The 18,183-nt window shown below is 71.2% G+C and carries 18 protein-coding genes; 1 reads left to right on the top strand and 17 read right to left on the bottom strand.

Translation table 11 applies throughout. From position 1 onward, the window contains the following. Nucleotides 1–108 precede the first annotated feature (108 nt). Nucleotides 109–2,040 (top strand): flavin-containing monooxygenase, encoded by a 1,932-nt coding sequence (locus IEZ03_RS23295; protein ID WP_184885536.1) that lies wholly within the window; start codon nt 109–111, stop codon nt 2,038–2,040. A 54-nt stretch (nt 2,041–2,094) separates the two neighbouring features. Here the strand turns inward: IEZ03_RS23295 and IEZ03_RS23290 are convergent, their stop codons facing one another. The 17 genes from IEZ03_RS23290 to IEZ03_RS23210 all read right to left on the bottom strand — a co-directional run bounded on the left by IEZ03_RS23290 (nt 2,095) and on the right by IEZ03_RS23210 (nt 18,162). After that, nucleotides 2,095–3,024 carry a cyclase family protein gene (locus tag IEZ03_RS23290; protein ID WP_184885538.1) on the bottom strand — a complete coding sequence of 310 codons (930 nt, stop codon included), beginning with the start codon at nt 3,022–3,024 and terminating at the stop codon, nt 2,095–2,097. A gap of 34 nt (nt 3,025–3,058) precedes the next feature. Continuing rightward, nucleotides 3,059–3,847 carry an enoyl-CoA hydratase-related protein gene (locus tag IEZ03_RS23285; protein WP_184885540.1) on the bottom strand — a complete coding sequence of 263 codons (789 nt, stop codon included), beginning with the start codon at nt 3,845–3,847 and terminating at the stop codon, nt 3,059–3,061. Nucleotides 3,848–4,045: 198 nt separating this feature from the next. Beyond that, the gene (locus tag IEZ03_RS23280; RefSeq protein ID WP_184885542.1) at nt 4,046–4,738 is read right to left on the bottom strand and encodes a FadR/GntR family transcriptional regulator; all 693 of its coding nucleotides are present in this window, start codon (nt 4,736–4,738) and stop codon (nt 4,046–4,048) included. Nucleotides 4,739–5,307: 569 nt separating this feature from the next. Next, nucleotides 5,308–6,519, bottom strand: coding sequence for an ABC transporter substrate-binding protein (locus IEZ03_RS23275; RefSeq protein ID WP_184885544.1), 1,212 nt, complete (start codon nt 6,517–6,519; stop codon nt 5,308–5,310). A gap of 152 nt (nt 6,520–6,671) precedes the next feature. Continuing rightward, complete coding sequence (locus tag IEZ03_RS23270) at nt 6,672–7,409, bottom strand: ABC transporter ATP-binding protein (protein ID WP_184885546.1); 738 nt, start codon at nt 7,407–7,409, stop codon at nt 6,672–6,674. Nucleotides 7,410–7,419: 10 nt separating this feature from the next. Then, nucleotides 7,420–9,234, bottom strand: coding sequence for a branched-chain amino acid ABC transporter ATP-binding protein/permease (locus IEZ03_RS23265; protein ID WP_184885548.1), 1,815 nt, complete (start codon nt 9,232–9,234; stop codon nt 7,420–7,422). Then, complete coding sequence (locus tag IEZ03_RS23260; RefSeq protein ID WP_184885550.1) at nt 9,231–10,094, bottom strand: branched-chain amino acid ABC transporter permease; 864 nt, start codon at nt 10,092–10,094, stop codon at nt 9,231–9,233. The genes IEZ03_RS23265 and IEZ03_RS23260 overlap by 4 nt, the downstream gene beginning before the upstream one ends. Nucleotides 10,095–10,452: 358 nt before the next feature. Next, on the bottom strand, nt 10,453–10,692 hold the full coding sequence (locus IEZ03_RS23255) for a DUF5997 family protein (RefSeq protein WP_184891030.1): 240 nt from the start codon (nt 10,690–10,692) through the stop codon (nt 10,453–10,455). A gap of 310 nt (nt 10,693–11,002) precedes the next feature. Continuing rightward, complete coding sequence (locus IEZ03_RS23250) at nt 11,003–11,182, bottom strand: hypothetical protein (protein ID WP_184885552.1); 180 nt, start codon at nt 11,180–11,182, stop codon at nt 11,003–11,005. A 355-nt stretch (nt 11,183–11,537) separates the two neighbouring features. Next, nucleotides 11,538–12,299: a 3-oxoadipate enol-lactonase gene (gene pcaD / locus IEZ03_RS23245; protein ID WP_184885554.1), complete on the bottom strand. Its 762-nt coding sequence runs from the start codon at nt 12,297–12,299 to the stop codon at nt 11,538–11,540. Nucleotides 12,300–12,379: 80 nt separating this feature from the next. Then, nucleotides 12,380–13,708, bottom strand: a complete 1,329-nt coding sequence (locus IEZ03_RS23240; protein ID WP_184885556.1) for a hypothetical protein — start codon at nt 13,706–13,708, stop codon at nt 12,380–12,382. After that, nucleotides 13,695–14,105, bottom strand: a complete 411-nt coding sequence (locus tag IEZ03_RS23235) for a hypothetical protein (protein ID WP_184885558.1) — start codon at nt 14,103–14,105, stop codon at nt 13,695–13,697. Before IEZ03_RS23235 ends, IEZ03_RS23240 begins: the two co-directional genes overlap by 14 nt. Then, the gene (locus IEZ03_RS23230; protein ID WP_229808506.1) at nt 14,102–15,235 is read right to left on the bottom strand and encodes a molybdopterin-dependent oxidoreductase; all 1,134 of its coding nucleotides are present in this window, start codon (nt 15,233–15,235) and stop codon (nt 14,102–14,104) included. The genes IEZ03_RS23235 and IEZ03_RS23230 overlap by 4 nt, the downstream gene beginning before the upstream one ends. Then, nucleotides 15,211–15,828 carry a class I SAM-dependent methyltransferase gene (locus tag IEZ03_RS23225; RefSeq protein ID WP_184885560.1) on the bottom strand — a complete coding sequence of 206 codons (618 nt, stop codon included), beginning with the start codon at nt 15,826–15,828 and terminating at the stop codon, nt 15,211–15,213. Before IEZ03_RS23225 ends, IEZ03_RS23230 begins: the two co-directional genes overlap by 25 nt. After that, nucleotides 15,825–16,481 carry a TIGR04282 family arsenosugar biosynthesis glycosyltransferase gene (locus tag IEZ03_RS23220; protein ID WP_184885562.1) on the bottom strand — a complete coding sequence of 219 codons (657 nt, stop codon included), beginning with the start codon at nt 16,479–16,481 and terminating at the stop codon, nt 15,825–15,827. Before IEZ03_RS23220 ends, IEZ03_RS23225 begins: the two co-directional genes overlap by 4 nt. Further along, nucleotides 16,478–17,152: a glycosyltransferase family 2 protein gene (locus IEZ03_RS23215; protein WP_229808505.1), complete on the bottom strand. Its 675-nt coding sequence runs from the start codon at nt 17,150–17,152 to the stop codon at nt 16,478–16,480. Before IEZ03_RS23215 ends, IEZ03_RS23220 begins: the two co-directional genes overlap by 4 nt. Continuing rightward, a complete protein-coding gene (locus IEZ03_RS23210) occupies nt 17,149–18,162 on the bottom strand; it encodes an NAD-dependent epimerase/dehydratase family protein (RefSeq protein WP_184885564.1) in 1,014 nt (337 codons plus the stop codon). The genes IEZ03_RS23215 and IEZ03_RS23210 overlap by 4 nt, the downstream gene beginning before the upstream one ends. Nucleotides 18,163–18,183 lie beyond the last annotated feature (21 nt).

Below are 18,183 nucleotides of genomic sequence, written 5' to 3'. Positions count from 1 at the left end.
CACCCGGGGCGCGGCACCGGCGACCCGCCGGGGCCGGCCGCGCACTTGCCGCTCGCGAGGATCTTATGCTAATCATAGCTAAGATACCACTCAATACCGGGAGGCGATGTGACCGGGACGACAGCCGCCGGGGTCTCGGACCTGGACGACGCCGCCATCTCCAAGGCCCTCGACCAGGCCGACATGAACGTGCTCCGCATGGCGCTGCTCCACGCCACCGGCGACCGCGAACTCGAAGGCATGAACGTGGACAAGGTCCCGCTCCGCGGCGGGACCTTCTTCGCGTACCGGCTGGCGGAGGAGCACCACGAGACCGTCAAGGCGAAGGCGCTGCGGTGGCTGCGGACCGTCCGGGCCGAGGGGTATCACGAGCGCACGCCCGACGACGCGGAGCTGCGCGAGCTCATGGAGACCATGACCGGCGTGCCGCTGAGCGACCGCCTCTTCCGCTTCGGCCGCGACGAGCTGGCCATCGACGAGTTCCCCCGGAGCGCCGCCTGGTCGGGCGCCCGGCCGGCGTCCGCGGGCGACTTCCACGTCGTCGTCATCGGCGCGGGCGCGAGCGGGATCGTCGCCGCCGTCCAGTTCCACCGGCTCGGCATCCCGTTCACCATCGTCGAGCGCCAGGAGCGCATCGGCGGGACGTGGAGCGTCAACGTCTACCCCGACGCCCGGGTCGACGTGAACAGCTACCTGTACCAGTTGAAGTTCGTGAAGAACTACCCGTGGACCTCCTACTTCGCGCCGCAGGAGGAGGTCCGCCAGTACCTCGAGCACATCGCGCACGAGTTCGGCGTCGCCGACGGGATCCGGTTCGGGACCGAGGTGAAGCGGGCCGTCTTCGACGACGCCGCCCAGGCGTGGACGGTCCACCTGCGCGACACCGCCGGACGGGAGAGCACCCTCCGCGCCAACGCGGTCATCAGCGCCGCCGGGTTGTTCAACCAGCCGAAGTTCCCCGACATCGAGGGCATCGGGACGTTCGCCGGGAAGATCTTCCACAGCGCGCGCTGGGACCCGGCGTTCGAGCCGGCCGGGGCGCGGATCGCGGTGATCGGCAACGGGTCGACGGGCGTCCAGGTCATGCCGAAGCTCGCGGAGACGGCCCGGTCCGTGCACGCCTTCCAGCGCACCCCGCAGTGGATCTCGCCCATGGAGGGGTACCGCGACACCGTCAGCGCCGAGGTCCGCTGGCTCTTCGACAACGTCCCGCACTACTGGAACTGGTACTGCTACTCCGCCCAGGTCACCTCGTCGAGCATGCAGACCGCGCAGGTGTACGACCGGGAATGGCAGGCGGCCGGGGGGCTGATCAGCCGGCAGAACGACGCCCTGCGCGAGAACCTGACCCAGTACATCGAGGACAAGCTCGCCTCCCGTCCCGACCTGATCGACCAGGTGACCCCGGACTACGCGCCCCTGGCCCGGCGCCTCGTGGTCGACAACGGCTGGTACGACGCCCTGCTGCGCGACAACGTCGAGCTGGTCACGGCCGGCATCGAGCGCATCGACGAGAAGGGGATCGTCACGGCCGGCGGGGCGAGGTACGACGTCGACGTGATCGTCCTCGCGACGGGGTTCGAGGTCGCCCGCTACCTGTGGCCGACCGAGTACGCCGGCCGGAACGGCGTCACGCTGGAGCGGCAGTGGGAGGCGGACGGCCCGCGCACCTACCTCGGGATGATGGTGCCGAACTTCCCGAACCTCTTCATCTTCTACGGCCCGAACGCGCAGCCCCGCTCCGGCGCCCTGCTGACCGCGGTCGAGCTGTGGGCGCGCTTCGCCGCCCAGTCCATCGTGGCGCTGATCGAGCACGGCAAGTCCGCGATGGACGTCGCCCAGGACGCCTTCGACGCCTACAACCGCGAGGTGGACCGGGCGCAGGAGGAGCTGATCTGGGCCGCCGAGTCGCCGCGCGGGCGGAACTACTACGTCAACCGGTTCGGGCGGCAGATGCTCAACGTGCCGTGGAGCAACCACGACTACTCGGCCATGCTGGAGCGGCCGAACCTCGACCACTTCGTCCTGACCGGGGACTGACCCGGGCCCGGCCGGGGGCGGGCCGGCCCGCCCCCCGCTCGGGCCGGCCGCTCCTCACTTGATCGCGACCGCGTTCGCCGGGGAGCCGATGCCGCCGCGGACGTGCAGCGGCGCGGACACGAGCAGGTGCTCGTAGCGGCCGTCGCGGAGGCAGTCCTCGGCCAGCGCTTCGAGCCACCACAACTCGCCGAGCGGCAGGCCGAGCCGGGAGAGGGTCAGGTGGTGCAGCGACGTCGCGGGGGCGGGCAGCGCCTCGACCCCGACGTTGTCCGACGCGACGGCGCCGACCCCCCAGTCCCAGAGGTACTCGGCCATCTCGCGGCTCGGCTCCAGGCCGGGCGACTCGCCGCCGGAGCGGTACTCGGTGCGCTCGGCCGTGGTGGCGGCCTCGTATCCGGCGGTCCAGCCGGTGCGGACGAGCAGGACGTCCCCCGGGCGCCGGTCGACGCCCGCCGCCGCCCGCGCCCGCTCCAGGTCGGCGGCGGTGATCTCGGTGCGGACGTTCCACGCCAGGTCCCGGCCGGTGCCGGCGAGCGCGCGGCCGACGTCGAGCAGGACGCCGCGCCCGGCGATCCCGCGGCGCGCCCAGTGGTCGACGCCCAGCGCCTCGTCCTGGCCGTTGTAGTAGCCGAACTCCGGGTCGCGGATGTGGCGGAACCCGTCCCACTGCGACGACGCCTGCGGATAGAAGTGGTCGAGGTGGTCGTCCAGGTTGCCCATCGCGGTGCGGAACACGGTGTGCTCGACGGGAAGCCTGCTGTACAGGGGAGGGTCCGGCCAGTCGACCGGGGCGTTGAGGGCGAAGACCCGGCCCGAGCGGACGAGGCGGGCCGCGGCGACGACGGCGTCCGGCGTCTGCAGGTTCAGGGTGCCGAGGACGTCGCCGGCTCCGAAGACGCCCGCCGCGCGCCCGTCGGGCAGGTCCCGGTACCGCGGACGCGGCGCGGAACCGGGTGCGCCGTCGGGGTTCGGATGGCCTCCCATCAGCCGCCCCTCCCCTCGCGCCGTGTCCGGTGCGTCACGTCCACGTCCATGACGGGGCCCGCTTCTCCAGGTAGGCGGCGCGCGCCTCACGCGAGTCGGCGAACTGGCCGAGCCGGTTCGTGTAGTCCCACTCCGTCCGGTAGTTCTGCTCGATGGCGTCGCCCTCGATCCGCAGGATGGACTCCTTGAGCAGCCGCATGGCGATGGGGCTCTTGCCCGCCAGGGAGGCCGCCGTCCGGACGGCCTCGTCTCCGGCCAGGCCCGGCTCGACGACCTTTTCGACGACGCCGAGGCGGTGCATCTCCGCGGCGTCGAGGAGTTCGCCGGTGAACATCATCGAGCGCGCCTTGTACGGCCCCACCATGTGCAGGGCCTTGCTCGCCCCGCCGAGGAGCCCGACGTTGATCTCGGTCAGCCCGAAGGCCGCGCGGGTCGAGGCGATGAGCACGTCGCACATGGCGATGAGCCCGAACCCGGCGCCGATGGCGGCGCCCTCGATCGCGCAGATCACGGGCACCGGGCAGTGGCGGACGGCGTGCTGCGCGGTGCGCCAGGCGAGGCCGGGGTTCAGCAGTTCCGAGGGGGTCCGCTCCGCGGGGTCCGGGGGCGGCTCCTTGAGGTCGATGCCGCCGCAGAACGCGCGGGACCCGGCGGCGGCGAGCACCACGGCGCGGACGTCCCGGTCGTCCGCGACGGCGCCGAACGCCTCGGTCAGCTCGCGGATCATCACCCGGTTCACCGCGTTGACCGGCGGCCGGTCGAGGGTCACCCGCCGCACCCCGGGCGCCGGTTCCTCGATGAGCAGGGTCTCGTACGCGGTCACGGTGCACCTTTCACCCGGCGGACGGAACTCCCTCGCCGGATCGCACAGCCCGACCCTTTGAGGGTAATCATTGCTATCTTAGCGCAGGTATTCGGGCGGCGCAGGAGGGGAGGGAGCATGCCGGCGGGTGGAGGCAGCCGCGAGCGGGCGGCGGGCCCGGACGGCGGCGCGGCGCGTCCGCCGTCCGGGGGAAGGCGGCTATACGCCTTCGGGGAACAGCGGCTCCTCGGTGAGGCCGTTCTTCTTGAGGTACTCGTCGTAGGCGAGCAGGTGGCTGCTCATGGCGCGCTCGGCGCCGTCGGCGTCGCCCGCGGCGATCTTCTGCGCGATCCTGCGGTGGGCGAAGTCGGTGTCCTCGCGGTCGGTCTCGGTGATCATGTCGTGCCGGAAGTGGCGCTCGAACGACACGTTGATGGCGTCGATCATGAACTCGAACATGTCGTTGCCGCACATCTCGGCGACCATGCTGTGGAAGTCCACCGCCCGGGACGTCGACTCGGCGCGCCCCTGCTCGGTCGCCCTGACCAGGTTCTCGCGCTGCTCGTCGGTGGCGTTCATGGCGGCCAGCCGGGCGACCACCGGCTCGACGTAGCCGCGGAAGGTCGAGAAGTGCCCGAGCCGGGTGTCGCGGATCGCGAACAGCAGCGCGAACGCGGACCCGAGCTGGCGGACGTCGGGCTTGGTGACGAAGATCCCGCCCTTGGGGCCGCGCTTGACCTCGATGAGGCCGTCGCGCTCCAGCACCCGCAGCGCCTCGCGGACGGTGACGCGGCCCAGGCCGTGCTGCTCCATGAGTTCGAGCTCGGTCGGCAGCCGGTACCCCACCGGCAGGCGTTCGCGAATGACACGGCGCCTGATCTCGTCGACCACCAGGTCGGAGGCCTTCGGCATCCTTCGTCGCGCCGACCCGGCCGACCTCTGGCGCGCGCCGGGACTAGTCGACATCTGCTCATTCCCTTCGGCGCCCGCACAAAGGCGCTATACCGGCCCTTGGCTCCACATGATCGTGACCAGAATCTCTTTCGCGTGCGGTCGACGCGATGCCTCCGCCCGCACTTTCGCGCGAGGCCCGTGGGCGCCCGGAAGGCACAATACATGCGGAACGGAAAGCATATCTATCATAGCATGGAAACCGCCATCCACCACTGAGGCTCGCGGCTCCGGAAGTCCGGCCCCCGTCCGGTTGGCTCGTGGCCAATCGGCCCTTTCACGTCGCGTATCCCCTGGTCAGAGCCCCGGGCGGGGTGAGGGTGAGTGACGGCCGTCACCTTCAGACGTGTTTTGGAATGACCGAATCGACGCCGATTACCGCCCGTTTATCGCGCCGGAGCAGTGATCGCTACATGTGACGTCGACATCGAAAAAGATATCGGGCGCCTGCCGCGGAAGACCGGCGCCATGTCGTCCCGATCCCCGCGCCCGGGACCGGGACGACATGGCGGGCACGCGGCGGCGTACCGTCACTTCTCCTTGACTTGGTACTGCCCGTTCACCATCGGCGAGGAGGGAATGAAGGGGAAGTCCTCCAGCGCCGGGACCAGGCTGTGGCGCCCCGCCTCGAACTCGAACTTCTTCGCGGTCAGCCAGTGCCCCTCGGGGACGTCGAGCTTGTAGAACGCCTGCACGTAGGAGTCGGGGTAGTCGTCGAACGCCCCCTCCACCTCGGCGGCGGCCGCGCCCAGCCGGAGCTGGTCCCACGCGAGCGCGGGCGTCGACAGGCTCGTCTGGACCGGCTGGCCCTTCGCGTACCGCTTCATGAACTGCTTGAACACCTCGGACTGCTCGCTCTCGGGCTGCGCGACCTCGACGCTGAAGACCAGGATCTCCAGGTTCTTGTTCGCCGCCTCCGAGCCGTACTTGTGCGGCCCCCCGGCCGTCATCGACATCCCGCTGCCGGCGATGGTGGGGATGTCGGTGGCGTCCGCCTGCTCGCGCGCCTGGAGGAGCCGGACCGCCGACTCGCCGGTGGTGTCCAGGTAGACGAAGTCCGGGTCGCCGTCGAGCATCCGCTCGTACGGGACGCGCAGGTCGACGTCACCGGGCGAGTAGGTGACCACGTTGACGTCGATCGGGGCGCCCTTGAGCTGGCGCTTGACCGCCTCGACGACCCCCTTGCCGTACTCGTCCTCGGACGCGAGGATGCCGAGCCGCTTCACGTTCGAGCGTTCGAGCCGCGCCTTCAGCCCGTTGAGCTGGCGCTCGCTGCTGGCGACGCCCTGGAAGTGGTAGGGGTACTGCTTCGGGTCGTCGATCAGCGGGCTCGCCGGGAACCCCACCGTGACGATCTTGTTGCGGGTGATGAGCGGAAGCATCGCCAGCGCCTCCGGGCTGGTCGCGCTGGGGATCATCAGGTCGGGCTTGCCGCCGCTCAGCGACTCCTGGAGGAGGCTCACCGACTTCGTCGGGTCGCCCTGGTTGTCCTTGACCTCCAGCTTGATCTTCTTGCCGCCGACGCCGCCGCTCTCGTTGATGTACTCGGCCGCGGCCTCCAGCGCCCGGACCGTCGCCTTGCCGTTGGTGCCGTACGGCCCCGTCGTGCCCCCGATGAACAGGACGTCGAACGTGTCGTCGCCCCCGCCCGCGTCGCCGCCGCACCCCGCCATCGCCACCGAGCACGCGACGAGCGCGGCCGTCAGCAGGCTTCTGCGCGCGAATCTTCTTTCCCTGCCCATGCCACCATCGACCTTTCTGTCCACCCGGGCCTGGCGGGTCCATCCCGCCGGGGCTTCATGCGTTCGGAGGCGCGGTCCGCCGCCGACGCGGCGGGCCTCCGCACCCGTGCTCCGTCAGGAGCCGTGCTTTCGGGAGCGTTGCGGCGGGTTCGTCATGCGACCGGCTCCTCGGACGGGGAGCCGTCGGCCATGTAGGCGTGCTTGATCGCGTCGCGGAGACCCGGCTGGTCGACGGTGCCCTCGTAGACCGTCCGGCCGACGTTGAGGACGACGACGCCGTCGGCGGCGGCGAGGGCGAACTCCACCGCCTGCTCGACCAGGACGATCGCCAGCCCCTGCTCGCGGAGGTCCTTGATGACCTCCAGGACGTCGCCGACGATGGTCGGGGCGAGCCCGGCCGACGGCTCGTCCAGCAGCAGGACGCCCGGCTCGGCGGCGAGGGCCTGCGCGATCGCCAGCATCTGCTGCTGGCCGCCGCTCAGCTGGGCGGCGCGGAACCGCCGCCGCTCGGCGAGCATGGGGAAGCGGTCGTACAGCTCGTCCCGGACCGCGTTCCCGCGGCGGCGCCGGGGCCGCGCGAACGAGCCGAGGGTCAGGTTCTCCTCGACCGTCCGCGACCGGAAGATGCGCTTGCCCTCCTGCACGTAGGCGATGCCCATCCGCGCGCGCCGGTGCGGAGCCACCTTGGAGATGTCCTCGCCGTCGAGGGTCACGCTGCCGGACATGACGCGGTTGAGGCCCGTCACGGCGCGCAGGGTCGTCGTCTTGCCGGCCCCGTTTCGGCCGAGCAGCGCGGTGACGCGGCCCGGTTCGGCGCGGAAGCTCACGTCCGTGACGACTTCGAGGTCTCCGTAGCCGCTGCGCAGGCGGCTGAGTTCCAGGATGCTCATCGGCCCGTCCCTACTCGCTCTCCGCGGTCGCCAGGCGGGTACCGCTGATCTCGCCGCCGGCGCCCAGGTACGTCGAGACCACGTCCGGGTGCGTGGCGATCTCCTCCGGGTCGCCCTCGGCCAGCACGCGCCCCTCGGCCAGGACGACGACGTGGTCGGCGATGGCGCGGACCAGCGCGAAGTTGTGCTCGACCAGGACGATCGTGACCCCGGCGTCCCGCAGCTTCCCGAGCACCGCGACCAGGTCCTGGATGTCGCTCTCGTCGAGGCCGGAGGCGACCTCGTCGAGCAGGATCAGCGCGCTGCCGCCGGCGACCGCCCGGCCGAGTTCGAGCATGCGGCGCGTCCCGAGGGCGAGGTCGGCCGCGGGCACGCCGGCGAGGTGGCTGAGGCCGAGGGCGCCCATGATCCGGCGGCCGCTCTCCGCCTCCTCGGCGAGTGCCCGCCAGTGCGCGGGGAGCCGGAGCGCCGACGCGATCATCGGGACCGGGTGGCTGCCGAGCCGTCCCGTCGTGATCGTCTCCGCGACCGTGAGGCCGTGCGGGACCATCGGCGTCTGGAACGTGCGGCCGACCCCGCACCGCGCCACCCGGTAGGCCGGGAGGCCGGAGATGGGCCGGTCGCCGAGTTCGATCGTGCCCTGGTCGGCGCGGTAGTAGCCGGACACGAGGTTCATCAGGGTGGTCTTGCCGGACCCGTTCGGGCCGACGAGCGCGGTGATCCGGCCCGCCTCGGCGACGAAGCCGACACCGTCCAGCGCCCGGTTCCCGCCGAAGCTCTTGCCGACCTTCGAGATCCGCAGCGCCCGCCCCTCGACCTCGGGGAACCGGAACTCCGCGGCCGGCGGCTCCTCGGCCGCGGGCCGCCTGCGGCGCGCGCCGAACCGCGCGTCCCAGAGCCGGTGCGCGATCCCGGCGATGCCGTTGCGCAGCAGCAGGCCGCCGATCACGAGGAAGACGCCGTAGGCGATCGTCGCGTACTGGTCGAACGCGGACGTGCGCAGCGGCCCGATCTCCATGATCGCCGCGCCGACGATGGCGCCGTAGACGCTCATCGAGCCGCCGAGGATGCTCGCCGCCAGGATCACGATGACGAGGTTGATGTTGAGGCTGACCGGCGACAGGAAGGAGTCGAGGAAGGCCGCGAAGCAACCCGCCATCCCTGCCGGGATGCCGCTCAGCGCATAGGTGACCATCTTCGTGCGGTACACCGACGTGCCCACGGCCGCCGCGAGCACCGGGCTCTCCTTGAGGACGAGCAGAGCCGAGCCGTGCCGCGACACGACGATGTTGCGGAAGACGGCGAACCACAGGGCGGCCACGATGATGAGGACGACGTAGAACTCCTCCGTCGACAGCTCGCGGCCGAAGAGGCTCGGCAGCGGGATGCCGTTCAGCCCCGCGAAGCCGCCGAGCGTCTCACCGAAGACGTTGACGACCGACGGCACGAGCAGCACCACGAAGAACGAGGTGATGGCGAGCGTCCAGCCGCCGAGCCGCAGCCCCGGAGCGCCGGTGAGGAGGCCGATGGCGAGGGCCGCCACGACCGACAGCGCCAGGCACAGCAGCAGGTCCGCCGAGTGGTTGATCGCGGTGTAGGCGCTCACGTAGGCGCCGGCCGCGTAGATCGCCACCTGGTTGAGGGCCAGTTCCCCGGCGTACCCGAGGGTCAGGTTCAGGGCGCTGACGCTGAGCGCGAGGATCGCGATGAGGGTGATGAGCCGGATGTTCGCCGGATCGGCACCGACCCAGGGCAGGGCGACGAGCACGCCGACCACCGCGATCCAGACGAGGCCGAGCTGCCGTCCCGTGAGGATGGATTTCATACCGTGCGGACCCTTCGTTCACCGAACAACCCCTGCGGGAACGTGAGCAGCACCGCGCAGAACACGGCGAAGACCACGATGTCGCGGTAGCCCGGTCCGATGTAGCGCGCCCCGAACGCCTCGATCAGGCCGATGGCGAAGGCGGCCAGCAGCACCCCGCGGTGGCTGCCCACCCCGCCGAGCACGAGGACGACGAAGCCCTTCACCGCGAGCACGATGGCGATGGACGTCGCCGCGAAGGTCTTGGAGACGATCAGCGGCCCGAGCAGCCCGCCGAACGCCGCGGCGAGCGCGAACCCCCACAGCGACAGCGACCGGATGTTCACCCCGCGCAGCTGCGCGGCCTCGCGGTCGTCGGTCTGCGCCAGGGCGGCCAGCCCGATGCGGGTCTTCTCGGTGCCGAAGTGCAGCAGCGCGGCGAACGCGATCACCGCGGCGACGACGATGAGGTCGAGCGGCCGGACCCGCTCCCCGAAGATCAGCAGCGCCTGCTCCGGCCCGAAGAACGGGACCCGCAGCGAGTCGGTGCCGAAGTGGAACGACAGCGCCCCGGTGATGATGGTCGCGACCCCGACCATCGTCACCAGCTCGGAGCTGCCGCTCACGTTGCGCATCGGGCGGATGGCCACCACTTCCTCGACCAGGCCGATGAGCCCGGCGAGCAGGAACGCGATGACGAAGACGAGCCAGGCGGGAACGTCGCCGCTGCTGTAGCCCCAGTAGGCCACGAACATCCCGACGACCATGATGTTCGCGTGCGCGAAGTTCAGGACCCCCGACGCGAGGTGGGTCATGTTGTAGCCCAGCGCGACCATGGCGTAGATCGATCCGGTCGCGAGCCCGGCGATGATCTCGGTCATGCGGGCCCGCAACCCTGCGCCGGCCGCGCCGGGCCGTGTCCGCCGGCGCGCGGGCCCTCGCCTCGGCCGGCGAACCGGGCCGCTCCGGGCGGGCGCGGGAGTCCGATCCTCATCCCATCGACTCCTGTTCGATCGCAATCAACGCTATCTATGCCATGAATGCTACAAGTCACATTGTCCCGGGTGCAATACACGCGTACCGATCGTCCGCGCAGGCAGGCGGACGATCGGTACGCGGGCAGGGAAACGGAGTCGGCCGACGGGCCGGACGGTGCCGGGCCCGACGGTGGGGGCGCCGGTCAGCGCGGGTCGCCGGCGGCCCGCTCGATGATCCAGTCGGTGGTGCGCCGGACGCGGATCATGCGGCGCTCCAGGCGGGTGCGACCCGCGGGCCGGCGGTTCGCCGCGCGGCGGTGCGGCGCCCGCCTGGACCCGGCGGCGGCGCGGGCGGGGCCTCACAGCGCAGGTTCGCCAGCCATGAGGGCGGGTCGGCCTGGAGCGCGTTCAACTCGTCCCGGGAGACAGGACCTTCCTGGAACTCGGCGGGTGCTGCCGACAGCAGGATCCCCGGCTTCGTGGCCGCGGTCGCGGACTTCATGGTCTGCAACAGCGCCCCGCCTCCAAACACCGCCGCCAGAAGCGCCGCCGCCGGAGGTGACGGGAGTCGCGCCCGCCGACGCCATCCCGCCATCCCTCTTCGCGGCGGGTCACCCCAGCAGCGCCTCGTTATGGGGACGCAGGAAGCCGACCCAGATGGTCGAGGCGCGCTCGGGTGCATGACCAGCGAAAGATCGAGGCGCGCACACGCCCGCAAAACCGGGGGGAACATCAGGGTGGCCGCGCAACGGAGCGAAGCTCAAGATGCCGTCAGAAGACCTCACGATGACGCGGTCACTGAGCCCGACATGTCATGCGCTCGGCTGGGGAACCTTGCAGTTGGCGGTGGGGTTGAGACCGATGTAGTTGAGCGGACCGGTGGCCAAGGTGATTCCGATCGTGGCGATACTGGCGCAGCTGCCGTCGAATTGGGCGTAGTAGTGGCGCTGTCCCGCGGCGAGCGCTCCGATGATCAGCCAGGCGACGAGCATCCACCGTCCGGACCTCATCGCTACCTCCAGTGACCGCTTCGCCGACCCGGGGGTACGACAGTAACGACAAGATCGTCCATAGTTAAGCAAGTCGGGCCGGGTGTGTCATATCACGAACGTCTCGGCGCGGCCGCTGTGTTCTCGACGACGCTCTGCCCGCCGCCGACGTCTCTCGACGACCCGACCGTGCACAACCCGCTCGAATCCTAGTGGCAGCAGCGTGCAGTCGCCGAGGGGCTCGGAACCCGCGCCCCCGGCACGACGACACTGCCGACGAGATCAACTCCTACGACATCGGCGAACCGCTGCGCCTGGACCGGTGCTCCCGCTGCAACGTCAAGGGGGGCGGCGGCCGTCACGCTCGTTCGGTGAGGAAGGCGATCACTGCGTCGAGGAACTCCGCCGGGCGTTCGACGTTCGCCAGGTGCACGGTGGGCAGGACGGTGAACTGCGCGCCGGGGACGGCCGCGGCGAGTTCTTTCCCGTGGCGGGCGGACGTGACGGTGTCGTACTCGCCCGCGACGACCAGCGTCGGGTTGCGGATGAGTGCGGCCGTGCGGCGCAGATCGTAGTCGCGCACCGCCGCCCAGCTGCCGGCCACACCCTCGCGCCGGGTGGCCAGCAGTGTGCGGCGGAAGCCCTCGGTGACCTCGTTGTCCTCGCGCAGCATGCGGGCCGGGAGCCAGTTCCGCAGGAACATCTCTGCGGTGGCTTGCATGTCCGGGGCCGCCAGCAGTTCGGCGATGGGCCGGGCCCACTGCTCCGGCGGGCCGAGGTACGCGGCGGTGTTGGAGAGCACGAGACGGTCGATGCGATCCGGGGTGTGGATCCCCATCCACTGCGCGACGATTCCGCCGAGGGACAGGCCCAGCATGTGCACTCGCTGCAGGCCGAGCGCGTCCAGGAGCTCCACCGCGTCGCGCCCCAGCCGGTCCAATGAATACGGGCCGCTCGGGACGTCGGAGGCGCCGTGGCCGCGAGCGTCGTAGCGCAGTAGGCGGAAGTGTTCGGTGAGGTCCGGCACCTGGCCGTCCCACATGTGCAGGTCTGTACCGATGGAGTTCGAGAGCAGCAGTACCGGCTTGTCCTGCTCACCGTCGAAGCGGTAGGCAAGCAACCGGCCCCTTCATACCAACTGATCCGGTCGAACCGCGGGGTGTGGGAAGGGGTTCTGCGGGTTGGGGTGGGATGGCCGGGTTACCAGGGGGAGAGTATTAGTGCCTGGAGGGTCAGTGTCAGGGTGGTCTGGGCTGACAGCCAGGGGCGAGCCGGGGGTTTGTGGTGGGCTGCCGCGGCGATCACCCATGCCGCGTAGGGCAGCCAGATGCGTTCCACCTCGCCCCTGGTCACGCCTGAGATGTCCAGTGTGAGCAGGCCGATCAGGGCCGCTCCCACCAGCCAGGCCAGGGGGCGGCGGTTGGAGAGTGCCGCGGGAAGGGCGTGGGCGGTCGCCGGTCCGACCAATAGGCCGAGCACAGCGATGTTGGCTATGACGAAGTAGGCGTAGGAGCGTTGTGCGGATCCTCTGCTGATGACGTAGGTGTCGTGGGTCGCCGCTACCCCGTCCGGCCACCAGAAGCCACCCAGGGTGAAGGCCAGCGGGACGATCGCCGCGCAGCAGAGCAGCACCACGAGCAGGCGTGGGGTGATCCGGGTGAGGAGGGCTACGGCCAGGGGCAGCGCGAAGAGCGGGAGCAGGCCGTAGCTGAGGTAAGGGAGCGAGCCCAGGAGAAGGCCCCCTGCCGCGGCCGCGAGCAGGTTCTCTCGCTTGGCGGCTACGGCGACCAGGGCGGTGGCCCAGGCGCCGACGCCGAGGAAAAAGGCGTCCATGGACGTGGCTATCCACACTGCGAGCGGCGCCAGGGCCAGGAAGGGCACCGCGCGCCGGGCCGTGGCCTCGTCGGCGACGCACCGGACCGTGATGGCGATGGCGACGACCGCCGAGGTTCCCACCAGGATGATGAGGGCGGCGGACCAGTCGGTGCCCCGCAGGCCGGTCTCTTCCAGCGCCCACAAGACCAGCATCGGCAGCGGCGGGTGTCCCCGTACGTGGGTGGTGTAGCCGCCCAGCCTCTCGGTGAACGTGCTCAGCCACTCCCCTGGGTCGGCCCGTACGGCGTCAAGTCCGGCCGGGTATTCGGTGGGCGAGTCCAAGGGGCGGTGCAAAGCGTCCAGACCATCGCTCAGCGCGAGCGCGACCGTCCATGCCACGGCCGTGCCCCAGGACACCGGCAGCAGCAGCCGCCAGGACAGCCGCTGGGCAAGGGACGGCAGGACGCTCACGGAGACGGCGGCCACGCAGGCGGCGGGCAGCATTTGCCAGGTGAGCAGCCGGGGTTCGGCGTGGAGCGGAGGCAGGTCGTCTTCTGTGGCGAGCCCCGCGCGGCGCAGCCACTCCCCTGCGACCAGCGCACCGGTGATCAGGAGCGTCCAGAGCGCGACCGCGATCCACCCGGATCGGGCACTCCGCTCAGCCGCTCCAGGAGGGGAGACGGGGCGTCGCCGCCTCAGCTCACCGAGGGTCATCGGAACGCTTCCTATGGCGGGCCAACGCGGTCCACACGACGGCGACCACGGCGATGACGGAAAGGACGATGATGAGGTTCCTGCCGTAGGCGAGCGGAAGGATGGACGGGTTGTCGGCCCGCTGCCCGAACCCCAGGACCATGGGCAGCGCCACGAGCGTCACCGCGCCGCCCACCAGGAGCGTGGCCTGCACAAACCTTCGATGGGACGCGGGCACGCGAGTGGTGAGCGCACCCAGGAGGAGCACGAAGGGAACGAAGATCCCGTCATGGACGATCACTGCTCCCGCGAACCAGAACGCCCAGCCGCGGGGATTGGTGGTCCCCGTGAGGACGCCCCACAGCCCGAGCAGGATGAACCCCGCGCCGATCGCATAAGCGGTGATGCGCGTCTTCATACGACGATCACCTGGCGCACCCATTTCGTCTGATGCACACCTGGGCGGTTAGGCGCGATCAGCCGGCACGGGAACCCGTGGTCGAGGTCGAGGGTTTCCCCGTTCACGCTGAGAGCCAGCAAGGTCAACGGGTCGTGCCAGTGGCGGGAGCTGACCCAGGAGGTCCGGAAGATCCCCCTGACTTCCATGGATATGAGCCGCACGCGGGCGTCCTCGGCGACCCCGGCCATATGGAGGAGGTCACGTAGCCGGATGCCTTGCCAGGTGGCCCCTGCGCTCCAGCCTTCTACGCACGCGATGGGCAGCCTGGCGGAATGCGACGGGAGTGCCTGCAATTCTTCCAGTGAGAAGGACAGTTCTCGTTGGACCCGTCCAGTGACCTGTAGTCGCCAGGCCGGATCGTTGGCGGCCGCCAGGCTGACCCCGGCCGCATACGCCGACCTGTTGACCGGCACTCCTTGAGGGCCTACCCCGGGACGCCTGGGGGCCAGCAACGCCACCTTGGCGAGCGGGGAGAACGCCTCACCGACCATGGTGACGGCGACCGTTCCGCTGGCGGCCGCTACGCCCAGCAGGAACCCGCGCCGGTTGAGGCCGTCCTCCGGGTGCTTCATCACGGTGCGATGCACCTTGGGCCACTTGTTCACCACGTGTATGACGAGAGCCCCGACGAGGATGTACGCCGTCCAGTAATGGGCCGAGGTGAAGAAGAACGGGAAGGCGTACCAGTAGGAGATGTTCAACAGCCCCGTGACGACCTGGAACAGCGCCGCCCCCACAAGGACGAATATCAGCGCCCGCTCGACGGCGTGCCCTACGGAACGGACCGGCGGCCACTGGAACAGCCTGGGATAGACCGTCCACATCTTCGCCAGCAGCAAGGGGATCGTGGCCAGCCCGCCGATGACGTGAAGGCCCTGCGTGACCCGGTACAGATTCACCGGACGCGACGGCCACATCAGCCAGCCCGGCGGTTGCTGCATGAAGTGGCTGATCAGTCCCGTGACGAACGCGCTGGTGAACGCGACGCCCAGCCATATCCCCAGCCAGGCCGCCACGCGTTCGTCATGCAGGCGGCTCTTGAAGCGCGGCACATACGAAGGAGTCAGCGGCTCAGCGCGACGAACCACCGGCCCGCCTCCTCCCAGATCTCCTTCACGGCGGCCCCGCTCTCCCAGGCGATCCCGGCGATGTCGTCGGCGGACACCCACGCCCACGGGAACCACTCCCCGACCGCCTGTCCGGAGCGGAGCCGCACGGGACCGGAGTACGCCCCCGTGCCGGGTGCCCGCACCTCGGCGAGGACCCGTCCGCCGGGAGCGAGCAGGGCGAACGCCCGGGCCAGCAGGGCGGAGGGGGCACCACCGATGCCGATGTTGCCGTCGACCAGCAGCAGCGTCGTCCAGATCCCGGCGCCCGGCACCCGCCCGAACACGTCCCGGCACAGCGCCGGGCCGCCGGCCGCCACCGTCAGCTCCACCGCGTACGGCGCGGTATCGATGCCGAGGGCGAGGATCCCGCGCTCGGTCAGCGCGACGGTGAGCCGCCCGGGCCCGGATCCGACGTCCAGCGTGGGGCCGTCGCACCGATCGAGCACGCCCTCGTCGCCGGGACGCAGCGCCATCCACTCCTGGACGGGCAGCGCGCTGCGGCGGCCCGTGCCGTCCTCGACCTCGACTCCGGCGCGCCCCGCGAGGGCCCGCTCGTACAGCTCGCCGATCACGTCGTCCCCACCTGTACCGCCTCCCGCACGGCGGCCCCGGCGGCCCGGACGGCGGCGGCGAAGCGGCCGTGCGGCGCCAGTCCGGCGACCTCGGCCGCGTCGCCGGCGGTGTCCACGTCGGTCAGCTCCGGGAGCAGCGCGACGTCCAGTCCGGCCGCGCGCAGCCGGGCGAGCTGGATCCGGCCGGTGTCGGGGCGCGACATCGGTACGCCGCGCAGCAGCCGCGCGTCCGGATGGGCCAGGCCGAGCAGCCAGAACCCGCCGTCGGCCGCCGGGCCGAACACCGCGTCCCGGGTCCGCAGCACCGCCCCCGCCCGTGCCAGCAGGCCGGGGCCGGCCTGGGGGGTGTCCATGCCGATCAGGACGAGCGGGCGCCCGGCGTAGCCGTCGTCGAAGGCGTGCGCGAGCCGCTCGTCCAGGCCGTCCCCGCGCTGCGGGAGCACGCGCAGGCCGGGCGGCAGCCACGGACCGGGACGGCCGCTCAGGACGAGGGTCCGGGCCCCGGCCGGGGTGCGGGCGACGGCGCCGAGCGTGTCGGCCAGGGACGCCTCCGCCAGCCCGGCCGCCTGCTCGGGTGTGTACGGGGGCGTCAGCCGGGTCTTCACCCGCCCGGCGACGGGCTCCTTGGCGATCACGAGCAGATCGGCGGTCACGGCGCCGCCCCTGACACCTCGGCCAGCACGCGCCGCATGTCGCGCACCGCCCGTACCGTCCCGCCGACCGTTCCGGTGACCTTCGACCGGCCGGTACGGGGACGGTACGGGACGTCGACCTCGCCGATACGCCAGCCCGCGGCGGCCGCCCTCAGCACCATCTCCAGGGGGTAGCCGAAGCGGCGGTCGGCCAGGTCCAGCGCCAGCAGGTCGGCCCGGCGGGCGGCGCGCATCGGCCCGAGGTCGTGGAGGGCGGTGCCCGCGCGCCGGTTGAGCGACCGGGCCAGGACGGTGTTGCCGAGCCGGGCGTGCAGGGGCCACGCTCCGCGCCCTACCGGACGGCGCCGTCCGAGCACCAGTTCAGGCCCGGCATGGTGGAGATCCGCGAGCAGGCGGGGCAGGTCACCCGGGTCGAGCGAGGCGTCGGCGTCCATCACGCACACGAGGTCCGCGGTGGCCGCCACCAGGCCGGCGTGGCACGCGGCACCGAAACCCCGTTGGGGGGCTTCGACGACATGGGCGCCATGACGGCGGGCTATGGCGGCCGAGTCATCGGTGGATGCGTTGTCCACCACTATGGGACGGAACCCCTCCGGCATACGCGACAGCACCCACGGCAGGGCCTCGGCCTCATTGAGGCAGGGCAGGATGACATCGATCTCGCGGGTCACCGGCCCGTCCCCACCGTTGCCTTGGCGAACTCGGCGATCCCCCCGGCGAAGGGCACCTCCGCCTCATAGCCGAGTTCCTGCCGGGCGCGCTCGGGACTCGCCACGATGTGCCGCACATCGCCCAGCCGGTAGCCACCGGTCACCTGCGGAGCCGGGCCGCCGTGGACAGCGGCCAACGCCTCCGCCATGTCGGCTATGGATCGCGGGTTGCCACTGGCGATGTTGAACGCCCGCAGCCGTGCGTCCTGCGCCACCTCCAGCCGCTCCAGCGCGAGGACGTTGGCGCGCGCCACATCGCGAACGTGGACGAAGTCCCGCCGCTGACGCCCGTCCTCGTACACCAGCGGCGCCTCGCCCCGTTCCAGCCGGGACCGGAACAGCGCGGCCACCCCGGCGTAGGGCGTGTCCAGCGGCATCCTCGGCCCGTACACGTTGTGGTAGCGCAACGCCGCCACGCGGCCGCCCGTCATGCGCGCCCAGGACGCGGCCAGGTGCTCCTGTGCGACCTTGGTGTCCGCATAGACATTGCGTGGGTCGAGGGCCGTGTCCTCCCCGACGACACCGGGTTCCAGGGGGCTTCCGCACTCCGGACACGGCGGCTCGAACCGTCCTGCCCGCAGGTCGTCCTCCGTGCGCGGACCCGGCCGGACGTCCCCATGGCTCCGGCAGGTGTAGGCACCCTCCCCGTAGACGACCATCGAGGACGCCAGCACCAGCCGGTGCACCCCGGCCCGCGCCATCTCGGCCAGGAGCACCGCCGTGCCGGCCACGTTCACCGACGTGTACGCCGGGAGGTCGAACACGTCCACACCGAGACCGACCATCGCGGCCTGATGGCAGACGGCGTCCACGCCCCGCACGCAGCGCGCCACCGCGTCGCGGTCGCGCACATCCCCGACCTCCCCGCCCGGGAGCAGATCGAGCCCGCGCACCTCATGCCCGCGGGCCCTCAGCGCCTCGGCGACGTGTGAGCCGATGAACCCGGCCGAACCTGTCAGCAGCACTCGCATGCGACGACCGTAGGTCGCCGG

Source organism: Actinomadura livida (assembly GCF_014648675.1).
Lineage (GTDB): Bacteria > Actinomycetota > Actinomycetes > Streptosporangiales > Streptosporangiaceae > Spirillospora > Spirillospora livida.
The sequence above is the reverse complement of the archived record's forward strand: the minus strand, read 5'-3'. Positions and strand labels throughout refer to the sequence as shown.